The following is a 22,602-nucleotide window of genomic DNA, read 5'->3' as shown; positions in this document are numbered from 1 at the left end:
GGGATTCTCCATGGCTGCGGGACAATCGGCGGCAATGAGTTCAGAACGCAGTGAGAGCCGGCGCGCGCCGGCGCCGGGCCGCCCCCAAGGCGGCACAGCCCCCTCGGGGGGGAGCCCGTCGGAAGACGGGCGTGGGGGCGAACAAATTCCTCAGCCGGCTCTTTCCATTTCATTCCCTGAAAGCCTTCCGGTCAGTGCCCGGCGGGACGAGATCGCCGCGGCGATGGCCGAGCACCAGGTGGTCATCGTCTGCGGCGAGACCGGCTCAGGCAAGACGACGCAGCTGCCCAAGATCGTGCTGGCGATGGGCCGCGGGCGCATCAACGGCGGCGGCCTGATTGGCCACACCCAGCCGCGGCGCATCGCCGCCAGCAGCGTGGCCAAGCGCATCGCCGAGGAGCTGAAGACGCCGCTGGGCGAGGTGGTCGGCTTCAAGGTGCGCTTCCAGGACCGGCTGGCCAAGAACGCCTCGGTCAAGCTGATGACGGACGGCATCCTGCTGGCCGAGACCCAGAGCGACCCGCTGCTCAAGGCCTACGACACCATCATCATTGACGAGGCCCACGAGCGCAGCCTCAACATCGACTTCTTGCTGGGCTATCTGCGCGAGCTGCTGCCGCGCCGGCCCGACCTGAAGATCGTCGTCACCTCGGCCACCATCGACGCGGACCGGTTCGCCAGGCACTTCGCGTCGAGCAAGGGCCCGGCGCCGGTGCTGACGGTGTCGGGGCGGCTGTTCCCGGTCGAGCAGCGCTACCGGCCGTTCGAGGAGAGCCGAGAGTACGACGTCAACAACGCGATCACTGACGCGGTGGACGAGCTGTGGCGCGAGGGTGGGGGCGACGTGCTGGTCTTCCTGCCCGGCGAGCGCGAGATCCGCGAGGCGGCCGAGGCGTTGCGCAAGCACCACCCGCCGGGTGTGGAGATCCTGCCGCTGTTCGCGCGCCTGTCGCAGGCCGAGCAGGACCGCGTGTTTGAGCCGCACGGACAGCGTCGCATCGTGCTGGCGACCAATGTGGCCGAAACGTCGCTCACGGTGCCGGGCATCCGCTACGTCATCGACCCCGGCCTGGCGCGGGTCAAGCGCTACAGCTACCGCAACAAGGTGGAGCAGCTGCTGATCGAGCCGGTCAGCCAGGCGGCGAGCAACCAGCGCGCCGGTCGCTGCGGCCGGGTCGCCAACGGCATCTGCATTCGCCTGTACAGCGAGAAGGAGTTCAACGAGCGGCCCAGGTTCACCGACCCGGAAATCCTGCGGTCCAGCCTGGCGGGCGTCATCCTGCGCATGAAGGCGCTGCACCTGGGCGAGGTCGAGCGCTTCCCCTTCCTGGAGGCGCCTCGCCCGAAGGCGATTGCCGACGGCTACCAGCTGCTGGCCGAGCTGGGCGCGACGGACGACAACAACGAGCTGACGCCACTGGGCAAGGAGCTGTCGCGCCTGCCGCTGGACCCGCGCGTGGGCCGCATGATCCTGGAGGCCAAGAACCGCGAGGCGCTGTCGGAGGTGCTGGTCATCGCCTCGGCGCTGACCGGCCAGGACGTCCGCGACCGGCCGATGGAGGCGGCGCAGGCCGCCGACGAAAAGCACAAGAAGTTCGACGACGAGAAGAGCGAGTTCGTCGGCTACCTGAAGTTGTGGAAGTGGCTGGAGGAAAGCCGCGGTGGAGGCGCCGAGCACAAGCTGTCGGCCCGCAAGCACGAGCAGCTGCTGCGCGAGAACTTCATCAGCCCGCGCCGTGTGCGCGAGTGGCGCGATGTCTACTCCCAACTACTCACCGTCGTGACCGAGCACGGCTGGCGCCTGAACCAGACGCCCGCCACCTACGAGCAGCTGCACCTGTCGATGCTGGCCGGCCTGCTCGGCAACATCGGGCAGAAGAGCGATGACGAGGACTGGTATCTCGGCGCACGCGGCATCAAGTTCTATCGCCACCCCGGCGCCCACCTCTCCAAGAAGCCGGGCCGCTGGATCGTCGCCGCCGAGCTGGTCGACACCTCGCGCCTGTACGGCCGCGGCATCGCCAACATCGAGCCGCAGTGGCTGCCACCCATCGCCGGCCACCTGATCAAGACCCAGCTGCTGGAGCCGCACTGGGAAAAGAAGGCCGCCGAGGTGGTGGCGCTGGAGCGGGCGACGCTCTACGGCATCGTGCTCTACAGCAACAAGCGCGTGAACTTCGGCCGCGTGGACCCGCGGGCCGCGCGCGAGATCTTCATCCGCGAGGGCCTGGTCAACGACGACCTGCCGGACGAACTCGTGCGGCAGCTGCCCTTCCTCGGCCACAACCGCCGCCAGATCGCCAAGGTGGAGGCGCTGGAGCACAAGTCGCGCCGGCAGGACGTGCTGGTGGATGACGAGCTGATCTACGCCTTCTACGACGACAAGCTGCCCGCCCATGTGTTCAGCGGCGCGACGCTGCTGAAGTGGTGGCGCGAGGCCAGCAAGGGCAATGACAAGCTGTTGCAGCTCAGCCAGGACGAGCTGATGCGCCACGAGGCCGCGGGCGTCACGAGCGAGGCCTTCCCCAAGGTCATTCGCCTGGGCGGCGTGGACTGCGCGGCGACCTATCTGCACCAGCCCGGCGACGCGCGCGACGGCCTGACGGTGACCGTGCCGATCTTTGCGCTCAACCAGGTCAGCGAGGAGCGCGCCGAATGGCTGGTGCCCGGCATGCTTGCCGCCAAGGTGACGGCGCTGCTGAAGAGTCTGCATCAGAAGCCGCGCGCGCGTCTCACGCCGTTGCCGGACTTTGTCGCCGAGTTCATTGAGCTGCAGCCGTTTTGCCAGGGTGGTTTGGTGGACACGCTGCTGCGGGCCGTGAAGGACCGCAGCCAGATTGCCGTGCAGCGCAACGACTTCAAGCTCGAGCAGCTCCCCGCCCATCTGTTCATGAACTTCCGCGTCGTCGATGAGCATGGCCGCCAGCTCGGCCAGGGCCGGCAGCTTGCCGCGCTGAAGGCGGAGCTGGGCGGGCAGGCGAGGTCGGCATTCCAGGCGCTGGCCGCGTTGAAGCTGCCCGCCGCCGAGGCGGCGCCGAAGCCGGCGCCCGTTGAGGGCCGCGGCATCCGCGCCGAGATCGTCACACCCGCAGCACCCGTGCGCGACGCCGCCCTGGCCTACACCGACTGGACCTTCGGCGAGCTGCCCGAGCTGCTGGAAGTGAAGAAGGGTGGCCAGACCCTGATCGGCTTCCCGGCACTGATCGACAAGGGGGCCCATGTCGAGATCGAGGTCTTCGACGAGCCCGAGGTGGCTGCAGCCCGGCACCGCGCCGGGCTGCGCCGACTGATTGCGCTGCAGCTCAAGGAGCCGCTCAAGTTCCTCGAGAAGAACATCCCCGACCTGCAGCGCATGTCGGTGCTCTACATGGGGCTGGGCACGGCCGAAGAGCTGCGCGACCAGATCATCGGCGTGGCGCTGGACCGCGCTTTCCTGGCCGACCCGCTGCCGACCGACCCGATGTCTTTCAGGAAGCGCATCGAGGAAGGCCGAAGCCGGCTCAACCTCATCGCCCAGGAAGTCGCCCGAGCCGCCCATGCCGTGCTGCAGGAACTGGCCCAGGCGACGCGCAAGCTCAAAGACTCGCGTCCGGCCAAGGACGTCGGTGACGACATCACGGCTCAGCTGCAGCGCCTGGTGCCCAAACGGTTTGCGCTGGACACGCCGTGGTCCCAGCTGCAACACCTGCCGCGCTACCTGAAGGCCATCACAACCCGGCTGGACAAGCTCCGGGCCGACCCCGCCCGCGACACCAGGCTGATGAGCGAGGTCAAGCCGCTGGAACAGCGTTACACCCGCCGGCTTGCCGAGCTCAAGGGCGTGCGCGATGCCCGGTTGGATGATTTCCGGTGGCAGCTGGAGGAATTGCGGGTCAGCCTGTTCGCCCAGGAACTGCGCACACCGCAGCCGGTGAGCGTGAAACGACTCGACAAGGTCTGGTCTCAGCTGTCATGAAGTGAGACTGCCTGGCACCGGCCGGCTCGCCCGGGTCGGGCACGCGGGGACCTGGACTGCCGCAGAAATCCATCGCAATTCAGGGTCTGCACTGCCCTTCTTAGGGTGCCAGCCTGGAGTCCAATGCGGGCTACATCTGTAACTGCCACGATCTCGCCTGCACCGTGCCCGAATCCCAGCCCACCGCCACGTCGCTCAGAAGCTTTGGGCGCTTCGAGTTGCTCGCGCTGTTGTCCAAGAGCGCCCGCAGCCTGATGTGGCGCGTCTTCGATTCGCGCCATGGCCAGGAGCTGATGCTGTGCATGCCGCGCGAGAAACCCAACAGTGCGGCAGCGCTGGAGCACTGGCTGCGCATGGCGCAGGCCGGCGGGCGCGTGCAGCATCCCAACCTGGCGCCGGTTCTCGAGATCGACCAGGTCGAGAACTGGCCCTACATCGCCTATGACCGGGCCCTGGGCGAAACCCTGGATGAGCGCCTGGCGCGCCAGAACGCGCCTCTGCCCCTCGACGCCGCCGGCTGGGTTGCCCAGCTCCTCGAAGGTCTGGCCTTTGCCCATGATGCCGGCCATGCCCATCGTGACATCCAGACGGCGTGCCTGGTCATCGACGCGGGCGACAAGGTGCGCCTGGCCGGGCTGGAAGTTGCGCAGGAGGTCTTCCCTGCCACGGGCGACTTCAACGCGGTGACCCGCCGCGCCGTGCGCGAGTCGGCCGAGGAAGACGTGCTCTGCGTCGGCCTGCTGCTCCACCGCATCCTCAGCGGCAAGCCGGTTCTTGAGGAAGACGACCTGCAGCACGTCGTGCAGCAGATGCAGCCCCTGGGGCGAGAGATGGTGCGCCTGGGCTGGGAGACGCCCCACCCGATTCCCGACCCGTTGCGCGCCATCTGCAACCGCGCCACCGACCGCCAGCTGCGCCAGCGCTACCACCTGGCGCGCAGCTTCTGGCGCGCGCTGGACGGTTGGCGCCAGGCGGCCGCCCACGACGACGGTGGCCCGGTCGTGCTGCTGCTGGACAAGCTGCAGCGCATCGGCCACCTGCCCACGACGCGGTCCGGCCTGCATCGCCTGACCGGCGGGTCGGGCCTGGAGGCCCAGCACGCCAGCGCGCTGTCCGAGTTCGTCCTCAAGGACATGGCCTTGAGCCTGGAGCTGGTGCGCCGCGTCAACAACGCGCTCAAGCAGGCGGGCCACCATGGTGAGACGGTGCTCAACATGCAGCGCGCCATCCAGATGCTGGGCCTGGACGGCGTGCAACTGGCGGCCAATGCACTCAAGCCCTGGCCGGGGCCGCTGGCCGCCGTGGCCGCCGAGATGCTGCGCCAGCTGATGGCGCGCGTCACCAAGGCCGCCCAGATCGCCCAGGCGCTGCGTCCGGCCGGGTATGACGGCGAGGTGGTGCACCTGATCACGGTCATGCAAAACCTCGGCCGCCTGCTGCTGCAGTACCACTTCCCCGACGACGCCCAGCAGATCCGCCAGCTGATGGTGCCTCCCGAGCCCACCGAGGAGCAGCCCAAGCCCGTGGCGATGAGCGAGCAGGCGGCCGCCTATGCCGTGCTGGGTTGCGATCTCGACGCGCTGGGCATTGCCGTGGCCCGCCATTGGGGCCTGGGCGACGAGCTGCTGCAGATGATCCGCCGCCAGCCGCAGGACGCGCTCGTGCATCCGGCACGCAGCGATGCCGACGCCATCCGCCTGACCTGCAGCTTTGCCAACGAGCTGGTCGATGCCCTCGGCCTGCCCGAGGCGCGCCGCCGCCCGGCGCTGGAGGTCGCGACGCGGCGCTATGCCAAGGCCCTGGGCGTCGGTCTGCGCGAGGTCATGGACGCGCTCAACCCGGGCACGCAAAAGCCGCCTGTGCCCACCAGGCCGGCGGACGAGGCCGCATCGTCCGCTTCATCGCTGCGCGAACGCCTGTCAGCCCGCGGTGGTTCCTGAGCGCGCCCGCATGATCGACGACCTGCCTCCTCAACTCGGCCGTTTCCGCCTGATGCAGCGCCTGGGCGAGGGCGCTCAGGCGACGGTCTGGCTGGCGCATGACCCCTTGCTGGACCGCGAGGTCGCCGTCAAGCTCCTCAAGCCCGCGGCCGAACCCGGCAGCGTGGACGAGTGGCTGCACGAGGCCCGCGCCGTCAGCCGCCTGACCCATCCCAACATCGTGCCGGTCTTCGAGGCCGACGCCCAGGGCGGGCGTTCCTACCTGGTCTTCGAATACGTTTCCGGTGGCACGCTGACACAGCGCCTGCGCGCCGGCCCGCGCCCCACGGCGGCGGAGGCCGTGACCTTGATGCTGGGCATCCTGGACGGCCTCACCGCTGCCCATGCCGCCGGCCTGGTGCACCGCGACCTCAAGCCCAGCAACATCCTGATCGACGCCCGCGGTCGGCCGCGCGTGATGGACTTCGGCATTGCCGCACGGGTGTCGACCGACGCCAACGCGCCGTCGCGCATCGTCGGCACGCCAGGCTATATCTCGCCCGAAGCGGCGCGCGGTGCGCCGCCGCATCCGCAAATGGACGTGTTCGCCGCCGCCATCATGCTGGCCGAGATGTTGAGCGGCCAGCGCCTCAACCACGACCCCGACCCCTGGCGGGCCATCCAGCGCGTGCAAACGACAGATCTTCTGCTGCCCTCGGGCCTGGACCCCAGCGTGGACGACGCACTGCGTGCCGTCGTGCAACGTGGCCTGGCCCGCGAGCCGTCGGCGCGCTGGCCCAGTGTGGCGCTGCTGCGCGACGCGCTGGCCGCCTGGCTGCGCCCCGTGGCCGAGCCGGCCGCCGACGCGCCCGACGCGCCGGTGCTGGACTTCCTGCTGCGCCGCATGCGCCACAAGAGCGACTTCCCGGCGCTGTCCGACGCCATCGGCCGCATCCAGCGCCTGACGCAGTCCGAGAACGAGAGCCTGGCCAGCCTGACCAACGAGATCCTCAAGGACGTGGCGCTGACGCAAAAGCTCTTGCGCCTGGTCAACACGGCGCAGTACCGGCATGCCGGTGGCGGCGGCATCAGCACGGTGTCGCGGGCGGTGGCGCTGATCGGCTTTGCAGGCATCCGCAACCTGGCTCTGAGCCTGGTGCTGCTGGAGCGCATGGAGAACAAGAGCCATGCCAAGCGGCTGCGCGAGGACTATCTGCGCTCGCTGATGGCGGCCTCGCTGGCGCGTGAGCTCTGCGCCAACCCGCGTGAGGCCGAGGAGGCCTTCCTTGGCGCCATGTTCCATCACCTGGGTCGCTCGCTGACCGAGTTCTATTTCCCGGAAGAGGCCGACGCCGTGCGCCGCCTGGTCAGCCCGCCCGAGGAGGGCCAGTCCGCCATCAACGAGGCCGCGGCGTCGTCGCAGGTGCTCGGCATGAGCTACGAGGCACTCGGCCTGGGTGTGGCCAAGCAGTGGGGCCTGCCCGACAGTCTGCAACGCGCCATGCGCCGGCCCGTGGGCGAGGCACCGCAGCGGCTGCTGGAAGAAGGCGCTGAACGCCAGCGCTGGCTGGCACGCGCCAGCAACGACATGGCCGACCTGATCCTGAACACGCCGCCCGAGCAAGCCCATGCCAAGCTGCGCGCGATGGCCCAGCGCCATGCGCGCGCACTGGGCCTGAGCGCCGAGGCGTTCGAGCAGGCGGCGGACACCGCGCGCCAGCATCTCGCGCAGATGACCGAGGCACTGGAGCTGCACCTGCCCCAGGACTCGCGGGCGCAGCGCCTGCTGGCGCCGTTGACGCCCTCGGTGCACGACTCGCTGACGGCCCATGAACTCGCGCCGACCCAGGTGCTGGAGCGCATCCAGGACAAGGGCAGGACCTCCGCCGCCGACCAGGCCACCCAACTGCTGGCTGCCGGGGTGCAGGACATCACCGATGCCATGGTCGACAACTTCCAGCTCAACGCGGTGTTGCGCATGATCCTGGAGACCGTCTACCGCGCCCTGGGCTTCCGCCGCGTCATCTTCTGCCTGCGTGATGCGCGCGGCCAGGCGCTGACCGGCCGACTCGGTGTGGGGGCCGATGTCGAGCGCCTGGCGCCGCAGCTGCGTGTGGAGCTGACCGCGCAGCCGCCGGACCTGTTCGCCGCGGTCTGCCTGAAGGGCGTCGACACGCTGATCCAGGACGCGCGGGCCGCCAACATCGCCACGCGATTGCCGAGCTGGTTCCGTGGCGAACTGCAGGCGCAGAGCTTTCTGCTGCTGCCTCTCGTTCTCAAGGGTTCGCCGCTGGGCCTGATCTACGCCGACCATGCTCAGGCCGGTGCCGTGCAGCTTGGCGAGAAGGAACTGTCCCTGCTGCGCACGCTGCGCAACCAGGCCGTGATGGCCTTTCGCCAAGCAACCGGCTGAGGTCGTTGCACGCCGCTGCATCGCGGCAGCTGTAGGGCATCTCCCACACCCGTTGCCGCTGAGCACTGACGGGTGGCACACCAGCGCCGGCGAATACTGGATGGGCATCCTCAAAGAACCCGACCCCGGTGGGGCGTGATGCGCGGACGCCGGGGAATTCAAACTACAGGAGTTCCTATGAATCACCATTCGACGAATGGCCGAGCTGTTTTTTTGGCGGCATTTGCTGCTGCAGCTCTGTCGGCATGCTCGACCACGGCGGACGCCCCCAAGGAACAGATGGCGGTTGCCAACGCCTCCGTCGAGCAGGCCACGGGCAATTCCGCCGATGCGCCTGTTGAACTGGCGGCGGCGCGCGACAAGCTGGCGCGCGCCAACCAGGCGATGGCCCGCAAGGACTACGTGCTGGCACGTCAACTTGCCGATCAGGCTGCCGCAGATGCGGCGCTGGCCCAGGCCACCGCGCGCTCGGCTCGCTCTGGACGTGCCTTGTCTGAGGTGCGCGAAAGCATCCAGCAATTGCAGTCGCAGCTGAACCGTTCCTGAATTGAATAAGAGGATTGCCATGCGAAACATCAAGACCCTGACCGCGTTAGCCGCCGCCGCTGCCCTGTTTGCCGGTTGTGCGAGCACGCCCACCGTCACGCCGCAACTGCAGCAGGCGCGCGCTACCGTGCGCAGCGCCGAGGCCGATCCCGCAGTCGCCAAGTACGCGCCGCTGGAGCTGAAGAAGGCCGCCGACTCGCTGCGCCGTGCCGATGAACTCAGCGTCAAGCGCGAAGCGCCCGCCGATATCGATTCAGCCGCCTATGTGGCCGCCACCCAGGCTCGCACTGCGATGGCCCTGGCCAAGGCCCAGACCGACGAAGAGGCCATCAAGTCTGCCGAGGCCGACCGCGAGCGGGCGCGGGCCGATGCCAACGCCGAGCGTGCGCGCCGCGCCCAGGCTCAGGCTGCCAATGCACAGAACCAGGCTGCCACAGCTCAAGCCCAGGCTGCCAATGCCAACGCCGATGCCAATGTCGCGCGCCAGCAAGCCGCAGCGGCCACGTTGACCGCCGCACAAGCTCAGGCGCAGGCCGAGGCTCTGCAGCGCGAGCTGTCTGACCTGCAGGCAAAGCAGACCGACCGCGGCATGCTCGTCACGCTGGGTGACGTGCTGTTCGAGACGGGGCGCGCCGAGATCAGGCCGGCCGCGCAGGAGGCCATCGGCAAGCTGGCCAACTACCTCAACCAACACGCGGACCGTCGTGTGCTGATCGAGGGCTTCACCGACAGCACGGGCAGCGATTCAACCAACATGGTGCTGTCGCAGCGCCGCTCGCAAGCGGTGGCTGACGCGCTGCGCGCCCGCGGCGTGGACCCGGCCCGCATCGCCACGCGCGGCTATGGCGAGCAATACCCGGTGGCCAGCAACTCGAGCACCTCGGATCGCGCCATGAACCGTCGCGTCGAGGTCTACATCTCGAACGACAACCAGCCGGTTCGCTCGCGTGGCTGAGTTGGTGTCTTCCACCTTGAGGAGATGGCGATGACAGGACGTTCACTGACTTGCCGATGGCTGCTTGCGGGCCTGCTGGCCTGCGGCGGTCTCGCCCAGGCGGCCGGTCCCGCGGCGAAGAACGCCGATCCACTGCGCCTGCAGTACGAGCGGGAAAAGGCTGACTGCCTGACCGCCAAGACCACCCAGCCACGCGACGTGTGCCTGCGCGAAGCCGGGGCGGCGTATGCCCAAGCCCGCCAAGGAAAGCTGGTCCCCGCCGACGACCGGGCCGAGCAGTGGGCCGCCAACGCGCTAAAGCGCTGCCAGGCGCAGCGCGGAGAGGACCGCGAGCTGTGCGAGCGTCGTGTGCGTGAAGGACAGGTAGACGGCAGCGTGAGCGGCGGTGGCCAGATCAAGTCGCTGACGGTGCGGTCGACCGACATCCCGAAGACGCCAAACTAGCTCACGGCGCTGGCGACAAAGGGGAGGGCACGAGCCTCCCCTTTTTCTTTGGGGATCAGTCAGGCGGCCGAGGAGCGACCTTGCGCGACCGCGAAGATATCGCTGCGGTCAAGATCGTAGGTGAGGGAGGGGAGGGTGACGAGCCTGACCCCGGCACTGGTTGCAACGCTTAGGGCTGCTTGGTTCCCCACCTGACCCGGTTGGGCGCGCTTCCATGCGGGGAGGCCCGTCGCTGACCATTCTAACCGGGCAGGAACTGGCGGTTGATCGAAAGGTCCATCGCCAGAGCCAGCAGCGCCAACGCGGTGAGATAGCCGATTAGGTGAAAGCGCACCTGGCTCAATGCCCAATGGCCGCAGGCCACGTAGCCGATCAGCGCGACCAGCTTGACCCCTAGCCACCCATTGCGCACGGGGTGATAGCCGATGGCACCCCACAGAGCCAGGCCCGTGACGACAAGGCAGGCATTGACGCTGAACACCACCACCAGCAGACGCGCGTCCTTGGCAATGCCCTGTAGCTGCGGCGTGCCGAACTGGAACAGCAGGCCGCGCACGAAGAACAGGCCTACGCTGCACCAGGCCAGCCACACATGCCACTGGACCATCTGCGTGTAGTACCACGTCATATGGCCCCTCGTCCAAGGAGTACCTTGGCCGGTCCGTTGCGGGGACGGCGCTGCTTGCCGGGTTGACCGGCAAGCACAGCGCCACCTCGGGCCGGCTTGGGAGCGGCCCTGCGCTCGGCCCGAGGGGCACTACGCTCGACTGCCGACGCGCATGCCAGCGACATGGTCAGCGCAGAGCGAGATCGTCTTCGCTGAAGCGGATGTTCAGCGGCTCGATCAACAGCTGCTTCTCGCCCGCCTCGACGGTGCCCGCCACCCAGGCCTTGACGCCGCAATCGCGTGCGACCTGAGCTGTGCGCTCGGCATCGTCGGGCTTGACGAAGATGGCAAAGCCGGCGCCCATGTTCAGCGTCGAGTAGGCCTCGCGGTCATCCTGGCCGGCCTGCTTCTGGATGAAGTCCAGCACCGCGGTCTTGGGCGGCACGGTGTGGATGCGATAGGTCAGCTGGCTCGGGTGGCGCAGCAGCTTGCGCCAGCCGTGGCCGGTGATGTTGGCGCAGTAGTGAGGCGCGATGCCGGCTTTCCACAGTGCCTCGGTGACGGGGGAATACAGCGCCGTCGGCGCCAGCAGCGCCTCGCCGTAGCTCAGGCCGGGTTCGATCTCGGTGAGATAGCCCTGAGGCAAGCGTTCCGCGAGCTTGCGGGCCAGTGACAGGCCGTTGGCATGGATGCCGCTGGAGGCCAGCAGCACGATGGCGTCCCCGGCACCGAGCTTGTCGCCGACCGACAGCCGCTCCTTGGGGTTGATCAGGCCGGTGCAGGAGGCGGCCAGGTCGATGCGGCCGTCCTCGACGATGCCCGCCAGCGCGGGGGTCTCACCACCGCCCCAGGCGACCTGGCAGGTGTCGCAGGCGGCCTTCCAGCCCGCCACCAGGGCTTGCGCGCGCTGGGCGTCGCCGAACCAGTCGCTGCCGCCGGCGGCCCAGTAGGCCTGCACGACCAGCGGCGTCGCGCCGACGGTGATCAGGTCGTTGACCGCCATCGCGATCGTGTCCTGGGCGATGCCGGCGAAGAAGCTCTTGCCCGTCAGTTTGGCCATCTCGTCGGCCACCAGCGTCTTGGTGCCCAGGCATTCGACGATGGAGGCGATGTAGAACGGCCCCACATCCACGACATAGGCTGACTCGCCGCGCGAGGCCTTCACTTCGGTGAAGCCATGCGCGCCCAGGTGGGCGCCGGTGGCGGCGGCGGCGCGTTGCGCGGTGATCTTGAGCGGGTCGATCAGGTCGTAGTTGACGCCGGCCTGGTCGTAGGTGAGGGGGGCTTGCGAGGTCATGGGGCGGGATTATCGACGCCTAGAATCCTGAGGATGAGTTACCAGGTCCTGGCCCGCAAATACCGTCCGCAGAGTTTCGAGCAGCTCGTTGGCCAGGAACATGTCGTCCAAGCGCTGGCCAACGCCTTGACGCAGGGCCGCCTGCACCACGCCTATCTGTTCACCGGCACCCGTGGCGTTGGCAAGACGACGGTGTCGCGCATCCTCGCCAAGAGCCTGAACTGTGTCGGGCCGGACGGCACTGGCGGCATCACGGCCCGGCCCTGTGGCGTTTGCCACGCCTGCCGCGACATCGATGCAGGCCGCTTCGTCGACTACGTGGAGCTGGACGCAGCGTCAAACCGCGGCGTCGAGGAGATCTCGCAGCTGCTGGACCAGGCGGTCTACAAGCCGGTCGTCGGGCGCTTCAAGGTCTACATGATCGACGAAGTGCACATGCTGTCCAACACCGCCTTCAACGCGATGTTGAAGACGCTGGAGGAACCGCCCGACTACCTGAAATTCGTGCTGGCGACGACCGACCCGCAGAAGGTGCCGGTCACCGTGCTGTCACGCTGCCTGCAGTTCAACCTGCGGCCGATGGCGGCGGCGGACGTGCAGATGCACCTGGGCAATGTGCTGGGCGCCGAGAGCGTGCCGGCCGAGCCGGGCGCCCTGCGCCTGCTGGCGCGTGCGGCGCGCGGCTCCATGCGCGACGGGTTGTCGCTGACCGACCAGGCGATTGCCTTTGGCGCCGGCTCGCTCTCCGAGGCCGGCGTGCGCCAGATGCTGGGCAGCGTGGACCGCGGTCATGTCGTGGCCATCGTCGATGCGCTGGCAGCCGCCAGCGGCGAGGCGGTCGTCGCGCAGGCCGATGCGCTGCGCGGTGCGGGACTGTCGGCGGCAGGCACGCTGGAAGACTTGGCCACGCTCTTCCAACAGATGGCCCTGGCGCAGGCCGCGCCCGCCGCGCTGGACGATGCCGACACCGAGACTGCCGAGATCCGCCGCCTGGCCGCCGCACTGCCGGCCGACGAGATCCAGCTGATGTACAGCATGGCCCTGCACGGCCGCGCCGAGCTGCACCTGGCACCGGACGAGTACGCCGGGCTGCTGATGGTGCTGCTGCGCATGCTGGCCTTCCGGCCGGCAGGCACCAGTGCCAAACCGATCAAGGCCGCGGCCCTGGTGCGGCCGCCGGCGGTGGCCAAGGCGGTCGTCGCCGTGCCTTTGCCCAAGGTGGCGCCGCCGGCGCCCGTCATTGCACCGGCCGCAGCGCCAAAGGGTTTCGCGCCGGCACCGGTGGTGGCGGCGCCCATGGCAGTTGAGCCGTCCACCCCCAGGCTCAGTGACCGCCTGCGCCCGCGCCCGGTCGGCGTCGAGGTACAGGCGGACGACGACATGGACGGCGCGCCGCCCGACGACGCGCCGCCGCCGTGGATGGAGGCCGACGATGTGCCGTCGCCGGTCGCCGCACGGGATGTCGAAGCGCCGCGCCGCGCAGCCTTGCGCGAGACCCCCGAGGGCGCGCAATGGGCGGAACGCGTTGCAGCCCTCAACCTGGTCGGCATGACCGCCGAACTGGCTCGCCAGGCGCAGGCATTGGCCTGCCGCACCGTCGACGGCCGCGAGACCTGGACCTTGCGCGTCGAGCGCGAATCGCTGCGTGCTCCGGCTCTCGTCGCCAAGCTCGAAGCGGCGCTGGACGCCAGGCTCGAGATCGAGGTCGGCATCGCCGAGGACTCGATTGCGCTGCGCACCGTGGCCCGCACCGAGGCCCAGCAACGTGCGGCGGAGGACCTCGCCGCCCAACATCCGATGACACGGACGCTGCTTTCCCAGTTCCCGTCGGCGCGTATCTTGCCGGGCTCCGTGCAGCCGCTGACTCCCTCTCTTTGACAAGGACACGATCATGATGAAAGGCCAACTTGCCGGCTTGATGAAACAAGCCCAGGCGATGCAGGACAACCTGAAGAAGGCGCAGGACGAGCTCGCCAGCATCGAGGTCGAGGGCCAAAGCGGCGCCGGCCTCGTCAAGGTCGTCATGACCTGCAAGAACGAGGTGCGGCGCGTCACCATCGACCCCAGCCTGCTGGCCGATGACAAGGACATGCTGGAAGACCTCGTGGCCGCCGCCTTCAACGACGCGGCCCGCCGCGCCGAGGCGACGAGCAGCGAGAAGATGGGCAAGCTGACGCAGGGCATGCCGATGCCCCCCGGCATGAAGTTCCCCTTTTGAGCCCGGACCTTGGCCGCGCTTGAGACGCTGATCGAGGCGCTCAAGCGCCTGCCGGGCGTGGGCCAGAAGTCGGCCCAGCGCATGGCCTACCACCTGCTGCAGCATGACCGGCTGGCCATGCTGCGCCTGGCCGATGCGCTGACGGCGGCGGGCGAGCGCATCAAGCATTGCGAGCGCTGCCACACCTTCAGCGAGGCGCCGATCTGCGCTGTCTGCGCCGATGCCCAACGTGACGCTCGGCTGCTCTGTGTCGTCGAGACGCCGGCCGACCAGGCGGCGCTCGAGCGCACCGCCTCCTACCGCGGCTACTACTTCGTGCTGCTGGGCCGGCTGAGCCCGCTCGACGGCGTGGGCACGCGCCAGATCGGCGCGGCCGAGCTGCTCGCGCGGGCGGGCGAGGCCGGCGTGGAGGAGGTCATCCTCGCCACCAGCTTCACTGCCGAGGGCGAGGCCACGGCCCATGTGCTGGCCGAGGCGCTGCGAGCGCGCGGCATCCGCTCGACCCGGCTGGCGCGCGGCGTGCCGGTCGGCAGCGAGCTTGAATATGTGGACCTGGGCACCATCGCCCACGCCCTGACGGATCGACGCTGAAGGAACGCTCCGATGACCTCACTGACCATCAGCCAACTCTGCCTGCTCGTGGCCTGCGTGCTGCCCATCGTTTGCGCCGGGCTGGCCAAGTCCAAGGGCTTCGGCAAGCGGCGGCGCGACGGTGGCTTCGACAACCACCAGCCGCGCGCCTGGTTGGCGAACCTGAGCGGCTGGCAGGCCCGGGCCCATGCCGCGCAGGCCAACAGCTGGGAGGCCCTGCCGGTCTTCGTCGCCGGCCTGTTCGTGGCGCACCAGCACCAGGCGCCGCAGGCCACTGTCGACGCACTGGCCCTGGGCTTCATCGCCGCGCGTATTGCCTTCGTCGGCCTTTATCTGGCTGACCAGGCGACGCTGCGCTCAGTTGTCTGGCTGGCTGGCCTGGTGACCAGCGCGGCGCTGTTCTTCGTCGGCTGACGGCCTCAAGGCGCGGCTGACGCGACCACGTTGTTGCGGCCCTTGCCGCCGCGGTCCTTGGCCAGATTGGGGGGCGCTGCCGGCTTGGCGGCGCGGACGGTGGCCTTGCCCTTCTTGGCAGCGGCGCGAGCCGCCACCGTCGTCTTGGCGGGGGTCGCCTTGGCCTTGAACGCCGTGTAGACGACCACCGCCTGGCCGGGCTTGAAGCGTGCCGAGCTGCCGACCTTGTTCCACTGCGCCACCTGGTCGGCGCGGACCTTGTAGCGCGCGGCGATCACCGCCACCGTATCGCCCTTGCCGGCCTTCAGCGTCACGCGGCGCAGCGGCGGTGCGTCGGGCGCCAGGCTGAGGCTGGCCGTGTCGGCCAGGCGCTCCGACACGTCGTCGTGCACATGTTCGGCGCGCGGCACCAGCAGCGTGGAGCCGGCCTTGACCAGCATCTTGGGCGGGATGCGGTTGATCTCGCGCAGCGCCGATTCCGGCATGCCGCTGCGCTTGGCGGCTTGCGCCGCGCTCATCGTCCTGGGCACGACCCAGGCCGTCCAGCTGGCCAGCGGGCCGCGGTGGCGCGCCAGGTTCGCGGCGAAGTTGCTGGCTTGGTCATAGGGCAGCAGCACCTGCTGCGTGGCCGCGGCCAGGATGACCGGCTTGTTCATCTGCGGGTTGAACTGCTGGAAGGTCTCCAGCGTCAGGCCGGCAAGCTGGGCGGCCAGCGACACATCGATGTCGCGCTCGATCTTCACGCTCAGGAAGTAGGGGTGATTGGCGACCGGCGGCAAGGACAGCGCATAGCGGTCGGGGTTGAGGACGATGTTCTTCACGGCCTGCAGCTTGGGCACGTAGTAGCGCGTCTCCTCGGGCATCTTCAGGCTGGCGTAGTCGGTCGGCAGTCCCAGGCGCTGGTTGCGCGCGATGGCCTTCTGCACATTGCCCTGACCCCAGTTGTAGGCAGCCAGCGCCAGGTGCCAGTCGCCGAACATCTTGTGCAGGCGGCCCAGGTAGTCGAGCGCGGCGCGGGTGGACGCCAGCACGTCGCGGCGGTCGTCGCGGAAGATGTTCTGCTTCAAGTCGAAGTCACGGCCCGTGGCGGGCATGAACTGCCACATGCCGGTGGCCTTGGCGCTGGACACGGCATGCGTGACGAAGGCGCTCTCGATGAAGGGCAGCAGGGCCAGTTCGGCCGGCATGCCGCGCTTATCGACCTCGTCGACGATGTGGAAGAGGTAGCGGCTGCCTCGCGTCGTCATGCGCTCGACATAGTCGGGCCGGGCGCTGTACCAGGCCTCGGCCTTGCGCACCCAGTCGTCGTCCAGGTCCTGCAGCGCAAAGCCCTGGCGGATGCGGGCCCACAGATCGGCATTGGCTTCGGGAGCGTCAAGGTCGATCTTGGCGCCGGGGCGCAGGTTGTCTTCCAGCAGCTTGGCGGCCAGGGCGCGCACCGGCGCGGGTTCGACGGCGGTGTCGGTCGTGACGCTGGCCACGGCAACCGCGGCGGGAGGAGACAGGGGTGGCGCCGGCGCTTCGTCCAGCGGGGGCAGGGGGGGGGTGGCGCCGGCGGCCAGCAGGGCCGACAATACCAGGGGGGACAGTCGGTGGATCAATGTCATCGGAATCCGTTCTTCCATTCGCGCAGGCTGGCGAATACATCGACCGGGCTGGGCGCGGCCGGGAGTTTCAGGGGGGCGTGTCGGCGGGCGGCGTCGCGCAGGGCAGGCTCGCTACAGCGCAGGAAAGGGTTGATGCGAACCTCGGTGCCGATACGGCCCGGCAGGGTCGGCCGGCCGGCGGCGCGTTCGGCGTGGCACCAGGCGGTGTAGGCCGCGAGGTCTGGGTTGGCAGGGTCCACCGCATGCGCAAAGCGCAGGTTGGACAGCGTGTATTCATGGGCGCAGCAGACACGGGTCTCGGGCGGCAGCGCGGCCAGCGACTGCAGCGAGGCATGCATCTGCGCCGGCGTACCTTCGAACAGGCGGCCGCAGCCTGCGCTGAAGAGCGTGTCGCCGCAAAACAGCAGCGGGCCGTCCTGGCCCGCGTCGGTCGAGAAATAGGCGATGTGGCCCGCGGTGTGGCCGGGCACATCCATGACCGCAAAGCGCAGGCCCAGCAGCTCGACGGTGTCACCGCCATGCAGGCGCTGCACGGGTTCAGGCATGGTCTCGTTAGCGGGCGCGTAGATGGGGCCTGCCAAGCGCGACCGCAGCGCGTCGACGCCGCCGACGTGATCGCCGTGGTGATGGGTCAATAGAATGCCCGCGAGCGTCAGGCCGCGGGCATCGAGTGCCGCGGCGACCGGCGCGGCATCGCCGGGATCGACGACCAGGGCCTCACGGCCGTTGTCCAGCAGCCAGAGGTAGTTGTCGTCGAAAGCGGGGAGCGGCGTGAGCGTCAAACTGAGTGTCAATGTGGCGCCAACCCATGACAGATAAAGCGCCGAGTATAGATTTGGCAGCCTGGCTGCAAACGCCGCCTGGCCGCCACTTGCTGGCCTGGGAACAGGCGCAGGTGGACGCGGCCGTCATCGATCTGTTCGGCTTTCATGCCTTGCAGCTCGGCCTGCCGGAACTCGACGGCCTGCAGAGCAACCGCATGCCCCACCGCTGGCTGGTCGGGCGCGACCTGCATTGCGACTTCGACGCCCTGCCGTTCGACACCGCCAGCCTCGACCTCGTGCTGCTGCCGCATGCGCTGGAGCTGGCACCCGACGCCCATGCGCTGCTGCGCGAGGTGGAGCGCGTGCTGCGGCCGGAGGGGCGGCTCATCGTCTTCGGCCTCAACCCGGCCAGCCTCTGGGGCCTGCGCCAGAACCTGGGCCGGCTCAGGCGCCGCGGCGAACCCTACCTGCCGCGCGATGGCGATTTCATTGGCTACTGGCGGCTGCGCGACTGGCTCAAGTTGCTGAGCTTCGATGTCGAGGCGGCGCGCTTCGGCATCTACCGGCCGCCGCTGCGCTCGGAGGCCTGGCTGCAGCGCTGGCGCTGGGTGGACGGCGTCGGCTCGCGCTGGTGGCCGGTGCTGGGCGCCGTCTATTTCATCCAGGCAGTCAAGCGCGTGCATGGCATGCGCCTGATCGGCCTGGCCAAAAACTCGCGTGCGGTCGCCAAAAAGGCGCCCGCCGTGGCACTGAACAACCATCACAACAAGAATGACTGAAGCACCCAAGCCGGCCGTCCTGATCAAGCGCCCCCAGGTCACCATCTACACCGATGGCGCCTGCAAGGGCAACCCCGGCCCCGGTGGCTGGGGCGCCTGGCTTTCCAGCGGCGGCCACGACAAGGAACTCTTCGGCGGCGAGCTTGAAACGACCAACAACCGCATGGAGCTGACGGCGCCCATCGAGGCGCTGGCCTCGCTCAAGCGCAGCTGCGATGTCGTCGTCTACCTGGACAGCGAATACGTGCGCAAGGGCATCACCGAATGGATCGTCAACTGGCAGCGCCGTGGCTGGAAGACGGCCGATGGCAAGCCGGTCAAGAACGCCGACCTCTGGCAGCGCCTGGACGCGCTGCGCAAGCTGCACACGGTGGACTGGCGCTGGGTCAAGGGCCATGCCGGCGATCCCGGCAACGAGCGCGCCGACATGCTGGCCAACAAGGGCGTGGCCTCGCTGGCCAAGGCGCGTCAGTAAAGTGCGCGCCATCTAGAGATCTCAGCACCCGTCCCTGCATGAAGTTCCTGCCCCCGCTGATCGTGCTGCTGCTGGCCAGCGTGGCCCACGCCCAGACCTACACCGTCGTCTGCGCCAAGGCCGCCTGCGGCCATCTCAAGCTGACCGAGTCGGCCGGCCGGCTCGACGTGGATTACAGCTACCGCAACAACGGCCGCGGCCCCGACCAGAAGGAGGTCATCGAGCTGGCGCCCGACGGCGCCTGGCTCGGCTACCGCACCGAGGGCGTGGCCACCTATGGCGCGCGCATCGACGAAAGCTTCACGCTGAACGACGGCCGTGCCAGCTGGCGCTCGCCGGTGGACCGTGGCGACAGGCCGGGCGCGGGGCGCGAGCTGGTCTACCTGCCCGTGCAGGCCAGCCCGGCCTGGGCGGGGCGACTGGCGCAGACGCTGCTCAGGCGCCCCGGCCAGCGCGCCACGGCCCTGCCGGTGGGGCAGGTCAGCATCGAGCGTCTGCAGACGCTCAAGCCCGCCGGCGCCGGCTACGAGGTGGGCCTGTACGCCATCGAGGGCCTGGACCTGGATCCCAGCTACCTGTGGCTGCGCGAGGACAGCCACGCCCTCTTCGCACAGGTCTCGCCGGGCTGGGGCGGCACGCTGCTGCAGGGCTTCGAGGCCGAGCTGGACCGCCTGTCCGACGCGCAGAAGGCCGCCCAGCTGGCACGGCTGGAGCGCCTGGCCAATACCCTGCCCATGCCGTTGCCCGGGCTGACAGTGATCGAAGGCGTGCGCTGGTTCGACTCGCAGGCCGCTGTGCTGCGCGGGCCGTCCGACGTCTACTTGTTTGAGGGCCGCATCGCGGCGATCGCCAAGCCGGGCGGCCTCAATGGCGCCGCGCCGGCCCAGCGCATCAGCGGCAAGGGCCGCACCCTGCTGCCCGGCTTGGTCGACATGCATGCCCACCTGGATGCCGGCGCGCTGCTGCTCAACCTGGCCTCGGGCGTGACGGCCGTGCGCGACGTGGGCAACAGCAATGCCGACCTGGCCGAGCTCAAGGGCCGCATCGAGCGCGGTGAGGTGCTGGGCCCGCGCATCGCTGCCAACGGCTTCATCGAGGGCAAGAGCCCGTTCTCGTCGCAGGCCGACTTCGTGCCCGACACGTTGCCCGATGCGCTGGCCGCCATCGACTGGTATGCCGCCCATGGCTACCGCCAGCTCAAGCTCTACAACTCCATTCGGCCGGAATGGGTCAAGCCGATGGTGGCGCATGCCCGCAGCCTGGGCTTGCGCACCGGCGGCCATGTGCCCGCCTTCATGACGGCGCGCCAGGCCGTGGAGGCGGGCTATGACGAGCTGCACCACATCAACCAGCTCACGCTCAACTTCCTGGTCGGCAAGGGCGACGACACGCGCACGCTGCTGCGCTTCAACCTGCCCGGCGACAAGGCGGCCGACATCCAGCTCAATGACCGCCGTACCCAGGACTTCATCGCGCTGCTGAAGAAGCGCGGCACGGTGGTCGACGCGACGATGACGGCCTTCGAGGGCACCTACACCCAGCGCCAGGGCCAGCCCAGCCCCAGCTACGCGATGGTGGCCGCCAACCTGCCGGCCGTCGTGCAGCGCAGCTACCTGTCGGCCGAGGTCGACATGGACGACGCCAAGGCTGCGCGCTGGGGCGCGAGCTGGCGGGTCATGATGGACCTGCTGCGCCGCATGCATGCCGCCGGCATCCCGCTGGTGGCCGGCACCGACGCGCTGCCGGGCTTTGCCTTTCAACGCGAGCTGGAGTTGTACGTACAAGCCGGCATTCCGGCGGCGCAGGCGCTGAAGATCGCCACCTGGAACGGCGCGAAGTACAGCGACCGGCTCGCCGAGATCGGCAGCATCGAGCGCGGCAAACGTGCCGACCTGGTACTGGTGGACGGCGACCCAGTGGCCGATATCCGCGCCATCCGCCGCATTGCGCTGGTCGTGCAGGGTGGCAGGGCGCTGTCGCCCTCGGCCCTGTATCAATCGATGGGCATCCAGCCCTTCGTGCGTTCGGCGGAGATCACGAGATGAAGCGCCTCGCCGCCCTGCTGCTGGTCCTGCCGCTGCTCGCCCAGGCGGACACGACGCTGCGCTTTTGCGCCGCCGGCAGCCCCAAGACCTTCGACCCGGCGATGACGGACAGCGGCATCGACCATGTCGCGAATCAACCGGTGTTCAGCACGCTCGTCGAGGTCAAGCGCGGCGCCGACCAGTTGATCCCCGGACTGGCCACCAGCTGGAGCGTCAGCCCCGATGGCCTGGCCTACACCTTCGAGCTGCGCCGCGGCGTGACCTGGCACAGCGCCGAAGGTTTCAGGCCGACGCGCGAGTTCAATGCCGACGACGTGCTCTTCACCTTCGGCCGCCTGCTCAGCCGCCCGGGTGGTCTGGGTGGCGCCTTCGCCAAGGCCCTTCCCAGCGTCTCGCCCTATGTCGTCTCGTTAGGTTGGGAGAAGCTGATCCACAAGGTCGAGAAGCTGGACGACCATCGTTTGCGCATCACGCTGGCCGAACGCGATGCGGCTTTCCTGTCAGCGCTGACCCACAACTTCACGATGATCCAGTCGGCCGAGTGGGGCGCACAGCTGCTCAAGGCCGGCACGCCTCAGCGCATCACGCAGGTGCCGGTCGGCACCGGCCCGTTCCAGTTCAAGAGCTTCCGCGCCGACAGCGTCATCCGCTACGTGAAGCACCCCACCTGGTGGCGCAAGGATGAACGTCCGCGCGCCGACCAGCTTGTCTTCGCCATCACGCCCGATGGCAGCGTGCGCGCCATGCGCCTGAAGCGCAACGAATGCGACATCGCCGCCCCGGTCGGCCCTGCCGAACTGGCGGCGTTGCAGCGCGACCCCGCCATCAGGCTCGCCACCGCGCCAGGCATGAACGTGGGCATCCTGGCCTACAACACCCGGCGCCCGGCGACGGCCAGGCTCGAAGTGCGCCAGGCGCTGGATATGGCCATCGACAAGGCCGCCATCATCCGCACCGTGTATGGCGATGCCGGTACGCTGGCCAACAGCGTCATACCGGCCGCCAACTGGGCACATGACGGCACGCTCAGGCCCGCGCCGTACGACCCGGACAAGGCCAAAACGCTGCTGCAAAAGGCTGGCCTGCTGCCGCTGAACATCACGCTCTGGGCCATGCCGGTCGTGCGCGCCTACAACCCCAACGGGCAGCGCATGGCGCAGATGATCCAGTCGGACTGGGCCAAAGTCGGCGTCGCGGCGCGCATCGTCACCTATGAATGGGGCGAGTACCTGCGCCGCATCGACGCTGGCGAGCACGACGCGGCGCTGAGTGGCTGGATGGGCGAGCCCGAACCCGCCAGCACGGCAGCCCAGCTGGGCTGCGGCGCGGCCAGCGGCAGCTTCTGGTGCAACGCCGCTTATGACAAGCTGCTCACGCAGGCGCGCCAGGCGCTCAGGCAGGAGGACCGCAAGGCCTACTACGTCAAAGCTCAGCGCCTCGCCATGGAGCAGCTGCCCTGGAGCCCAATAGCCTACGGTCGCCTGGCCGTGCCCGAGCGTGCGGCGGTCAAGGGCTTTGTGCTCGACCTGGACGGCAGCATGTATTTCGACGGGGTCCTGCCCCGATAAAAGGG

General features: G+C 69.0%; 18 protein-coding genes and 1 other RNA gene. 14 read left to right on the top strand and 5 right to left on the bottom strand.

Annotated elements, in window-relative coordinates; translation table 11 throughout:
• Window positions 1-10: 10 nt before the first annotated feature.
• From hrpA to ACT6S0_RS04360, 6 genes are all read left to right on the top strand, one after another.
• Entirely contained in the window at window positions 11-3,955 is a 3,945-nt protein-coding gene (hrpA, locus tag ACT6S0_RS04385) for an ATP-dependent RNA helicase HrpA (RefSeq protein ID WP_444762676.1), read from the top strand.
• 164 nt (window positions 3,956-4,119) lie between these two features.
• Window positions 4,120-5,895, top strand: coding sequence for an HDOD domain-containing protein (locus ACT6S0_RS04380; protein ID WP_444762675.1), 1,776 nt, complete (start codon window positions 4,120-4,122; stop codon window positions 5,893-5,895).
• Between the two features lie 10 nt (window positions 5,896-5,905).
• Complete coding sequence (locus tag ACT6S0_RS04375) at window positions 5,906-8,287, top strand: protein kinase domain-containing protein (protein WP_444762674.1); 2,382 nt, start codon at window positions 5,906-5,908, stop codon at window positions 8,285-8,287.
• A 138-nt stretch (window positions 8,288-8,425) separates the two neighbouring features.
• Entirely contained in the window at window positions 8,426-8,833 is a 408-nt protein-coding gene (locus tag ACT6S0_RS04370; RefSeq protein ID WP_444762673.1) for a DUF4398 domain-containing protein, read from the top strand.
• 19 nt (window positions 8,834-8,852) lie between these two features.
• A complete protein-coding gene (locus ACT6S0_RS04365; RefSeq protein WP_444762672.1) occupies window positions 8,853-9,788 on the top strand; it encodes an OmpA family protein in 936 nt (311 codons plus the stop codon).
• Window positions 9,789-9,818: 30 nt separating this feature from the next.
• Complete coding sequence (locus tag ACT6S0_RS04360; protein ID WP_444762671.1) at window positions 9,819-10,232, top strand: hypothetical protein; 414 nt, start codon at window positions 9,819-9,821, stop codon at window positions 10,230-10,232.
• A 134-nt stretch (window positions 10,233-10,366) separates the two neighbouring features.
• On the opposite strand, the gene ffs is transcribed toward ACT6S0_RS04360, so the two are convergent.
• The 3 genes from ffs to ACT6S0_RS04345 all read right to left on the bottom strand — a co-directional run bounded on the left by ffs (window position 10,367) and on the right by ACT6S0_RS04345 (window position 12,136).
• Window positions 10,367-10,463, bottom strand: an RNA gene (gene ffs, locus ACT6S0_RS04355) — signal recognition particle sRNA small type.
• 10 nt (window positions 10,464-10,473) lie between these two features.
• Entirely contained in the window at window positions 10,474-10,860 is a 387-nt protein-coding gene (locus tag ACT6S0_RS04350) for a SirB2 family protein (protein ID WP_444762670.1), read from the bottom strand.
• Window positions 10,861-11,026: 166 nt separating this feature from the next.
• Complete coding sequence (locus tag ACT6S0_RS04345) at window positions 11,027-12,136, bottom strand: AIR synthase-related protein (RefSeq protein WP_444762669.1); 1,110 nt, start codon at window positions 12,134-12,136, stop codon at window positions 11,027-11,029.
• A gap of 33 nt (window positions 12,137-12,169) precedes the next feature.
• Here ACT6S0_RS04345 and dnaX point away from each other — a divergent pair, with 33 nt between their 5' ends.
• The 4 genes from dnaX to ACT6S0_RS04325 are packed head-to-tail and all read left to right on the top strand — an operon-like array spanning window position 12,170 to window position 15,359.
• A complete protein-coding gene (gene dnaX, locus ACT6S0_RS04340) occupies window positions 12,170-14,014 on the top strand; it encodes a DNA polymerase III subunit gamma/tau (protein ID WP_444762668.1) in 1,845 nt (614 codons plus the stop codon).
• Between the two features lie 13 nt (window positions 14,015-14,027).
• The gene (locus ACT6S0_RS04335; protein ID WP_444762667.1) at window positions 14,028-14,354 is read left to right on the top strand and encodes a YbaB/EbfC family nucleoid-associated protein; all 327 of its coding nucleotides are present in this window, start codon (window positions 14,028-14,030) and stop codon (window positions 14,352-14,354) included.
• Window positions 14,355-14,363: 9 nt separating this feature from the next.
• Entirely contained in the window at window positions 14,364-14,945 is a 582-nt protein-coding gene (gene recR, locus ACT6S0_RS04330; protein WP_444762666.1) for a recombination mediator RecR, read from the top strand.
• Between the two features lie 12 nt (window positions 14,946-14,957).
• Complete coding sequence (locus tag ACT6S0_RS04325) at window positions 14,958-15,359, top strand: MAPEG family protein (protein WP_444762665.1); 402 nt, start codon at window positions 14,958-14,960, stop codon at window positions 15,357-15,359.
• A gap of 5 nt (window positions 15,360-15,364) precedes the next feature.
• On the opposite strand, the gene ACT6S0_RS04320 is transcribed toward ACT6S0_RS04325, so the two are convergent.
• On the bottom strand, window positions 15,365-16,966 hold the full coding sequence (locus ACT6S0_RS04320; RefSeq protein WP_444762664.1) for a transglycosylase SLT domain-containing protein: 1,602 nt from the start codon (window positions 16,964-16,966) through the stop codon (window positions 15,365-15,367).
• Complete coding sequence (gene gloB, locus ACT6S0_RS04315) at window positions 16,963-17,748, bottom strand: hydroxyacylglutathione hydrolase (protein WP_444762663.1); 786 nt, start codon at window positions 17,746-17,748, stop codon at window positions 16,963-16,965. Before gloB ends, ACT6S0_RS04320 begins: the two co-directional genes overlap by 4 nt.
• A gap of 26 nt (window positions 17,749-17,774) precedes the next feature.
• On the opposite strand from gloB, the gene ACT6S0_RS04310 reads away from it, so the two are divergent.
• The 4 genes from ACT6S0_RS04310 to ACT6S0_RS04295 are packed head-to-tail and all read left to right on the top strand — an operon-like array spanning window position 17,775 to window position 22,597.
• Window positions 17,775-18,509 carry a class I SAM-dependent methyltransferase gene (locus ACT6S0_RS04310; RefSeq protein ID WP_444762662.1) on the top strand — a complete coding sequence of 245 codons (735 nt, stop codon included), beginning with the start codon at window positions 17,775-17,777 and terminating at the stop codon, window positions 18,507-18,509.
• Window positions 18,502-18,984: a ribonuclease HI gene (gene rnhA, locus ACT6S0_RS04305; RefSeq protein ID WP_444762661.1), complete on the top strand. Its 483-nt coding sequence runs from the start codon at window positions 18,502-18,504 to the stop codon at window positions 18,982-18,984. The genes ACT6S0_RS04310 and rnhA overlap by 8 nt, the downstream gene beginning before the upstream one ends.
• A 38-nt stretch (window positions 18,985-19,022) precedes the next feature.
• On the top strand, window positions 19,023-21,029 hold the full coding sequence (locus ACT6S0_RS04300) for an amidohydrolase family protein (protein ID WP_444762660.1): 2,007 nt from the start codon (window positions 19,023-19,025) through the stop codon (window positions 21,027-21,029).
• Window positions 21,026-22,597 (top strand): ABC transporter substrate-binding protein, encoded by a 1,572-nt coding sequence (locus tag ACT6S0_RS04295; RefSeq protein ID WP_444762659.1) that lies wholly within the window; start codon window positions 21,026-21,028, stop codon window positions 22,595-22,597. The genes ACT6S0_RS04300 and ACT6S0_RS04295 overlap by 4 nt, the downstream gene beginning before the upstream one ends.
• The last annotated feature ends 5 nt before the right edge of the window (window positions 22,598-22,602 follow it).

Origin of the sequence: Roseateles sp. (assembly GCF_052436255.1) — a bacterium.
Classification (GTDB): domain Bacteria; phylum Pseudomonadota; class Gammaproteobacteria; order Burkholderiales; family Burkholderiaceae_C; genus Pelomonas.
This window is presented reverse-complemented; position numbering and strand designations above follow the sequence as displayed.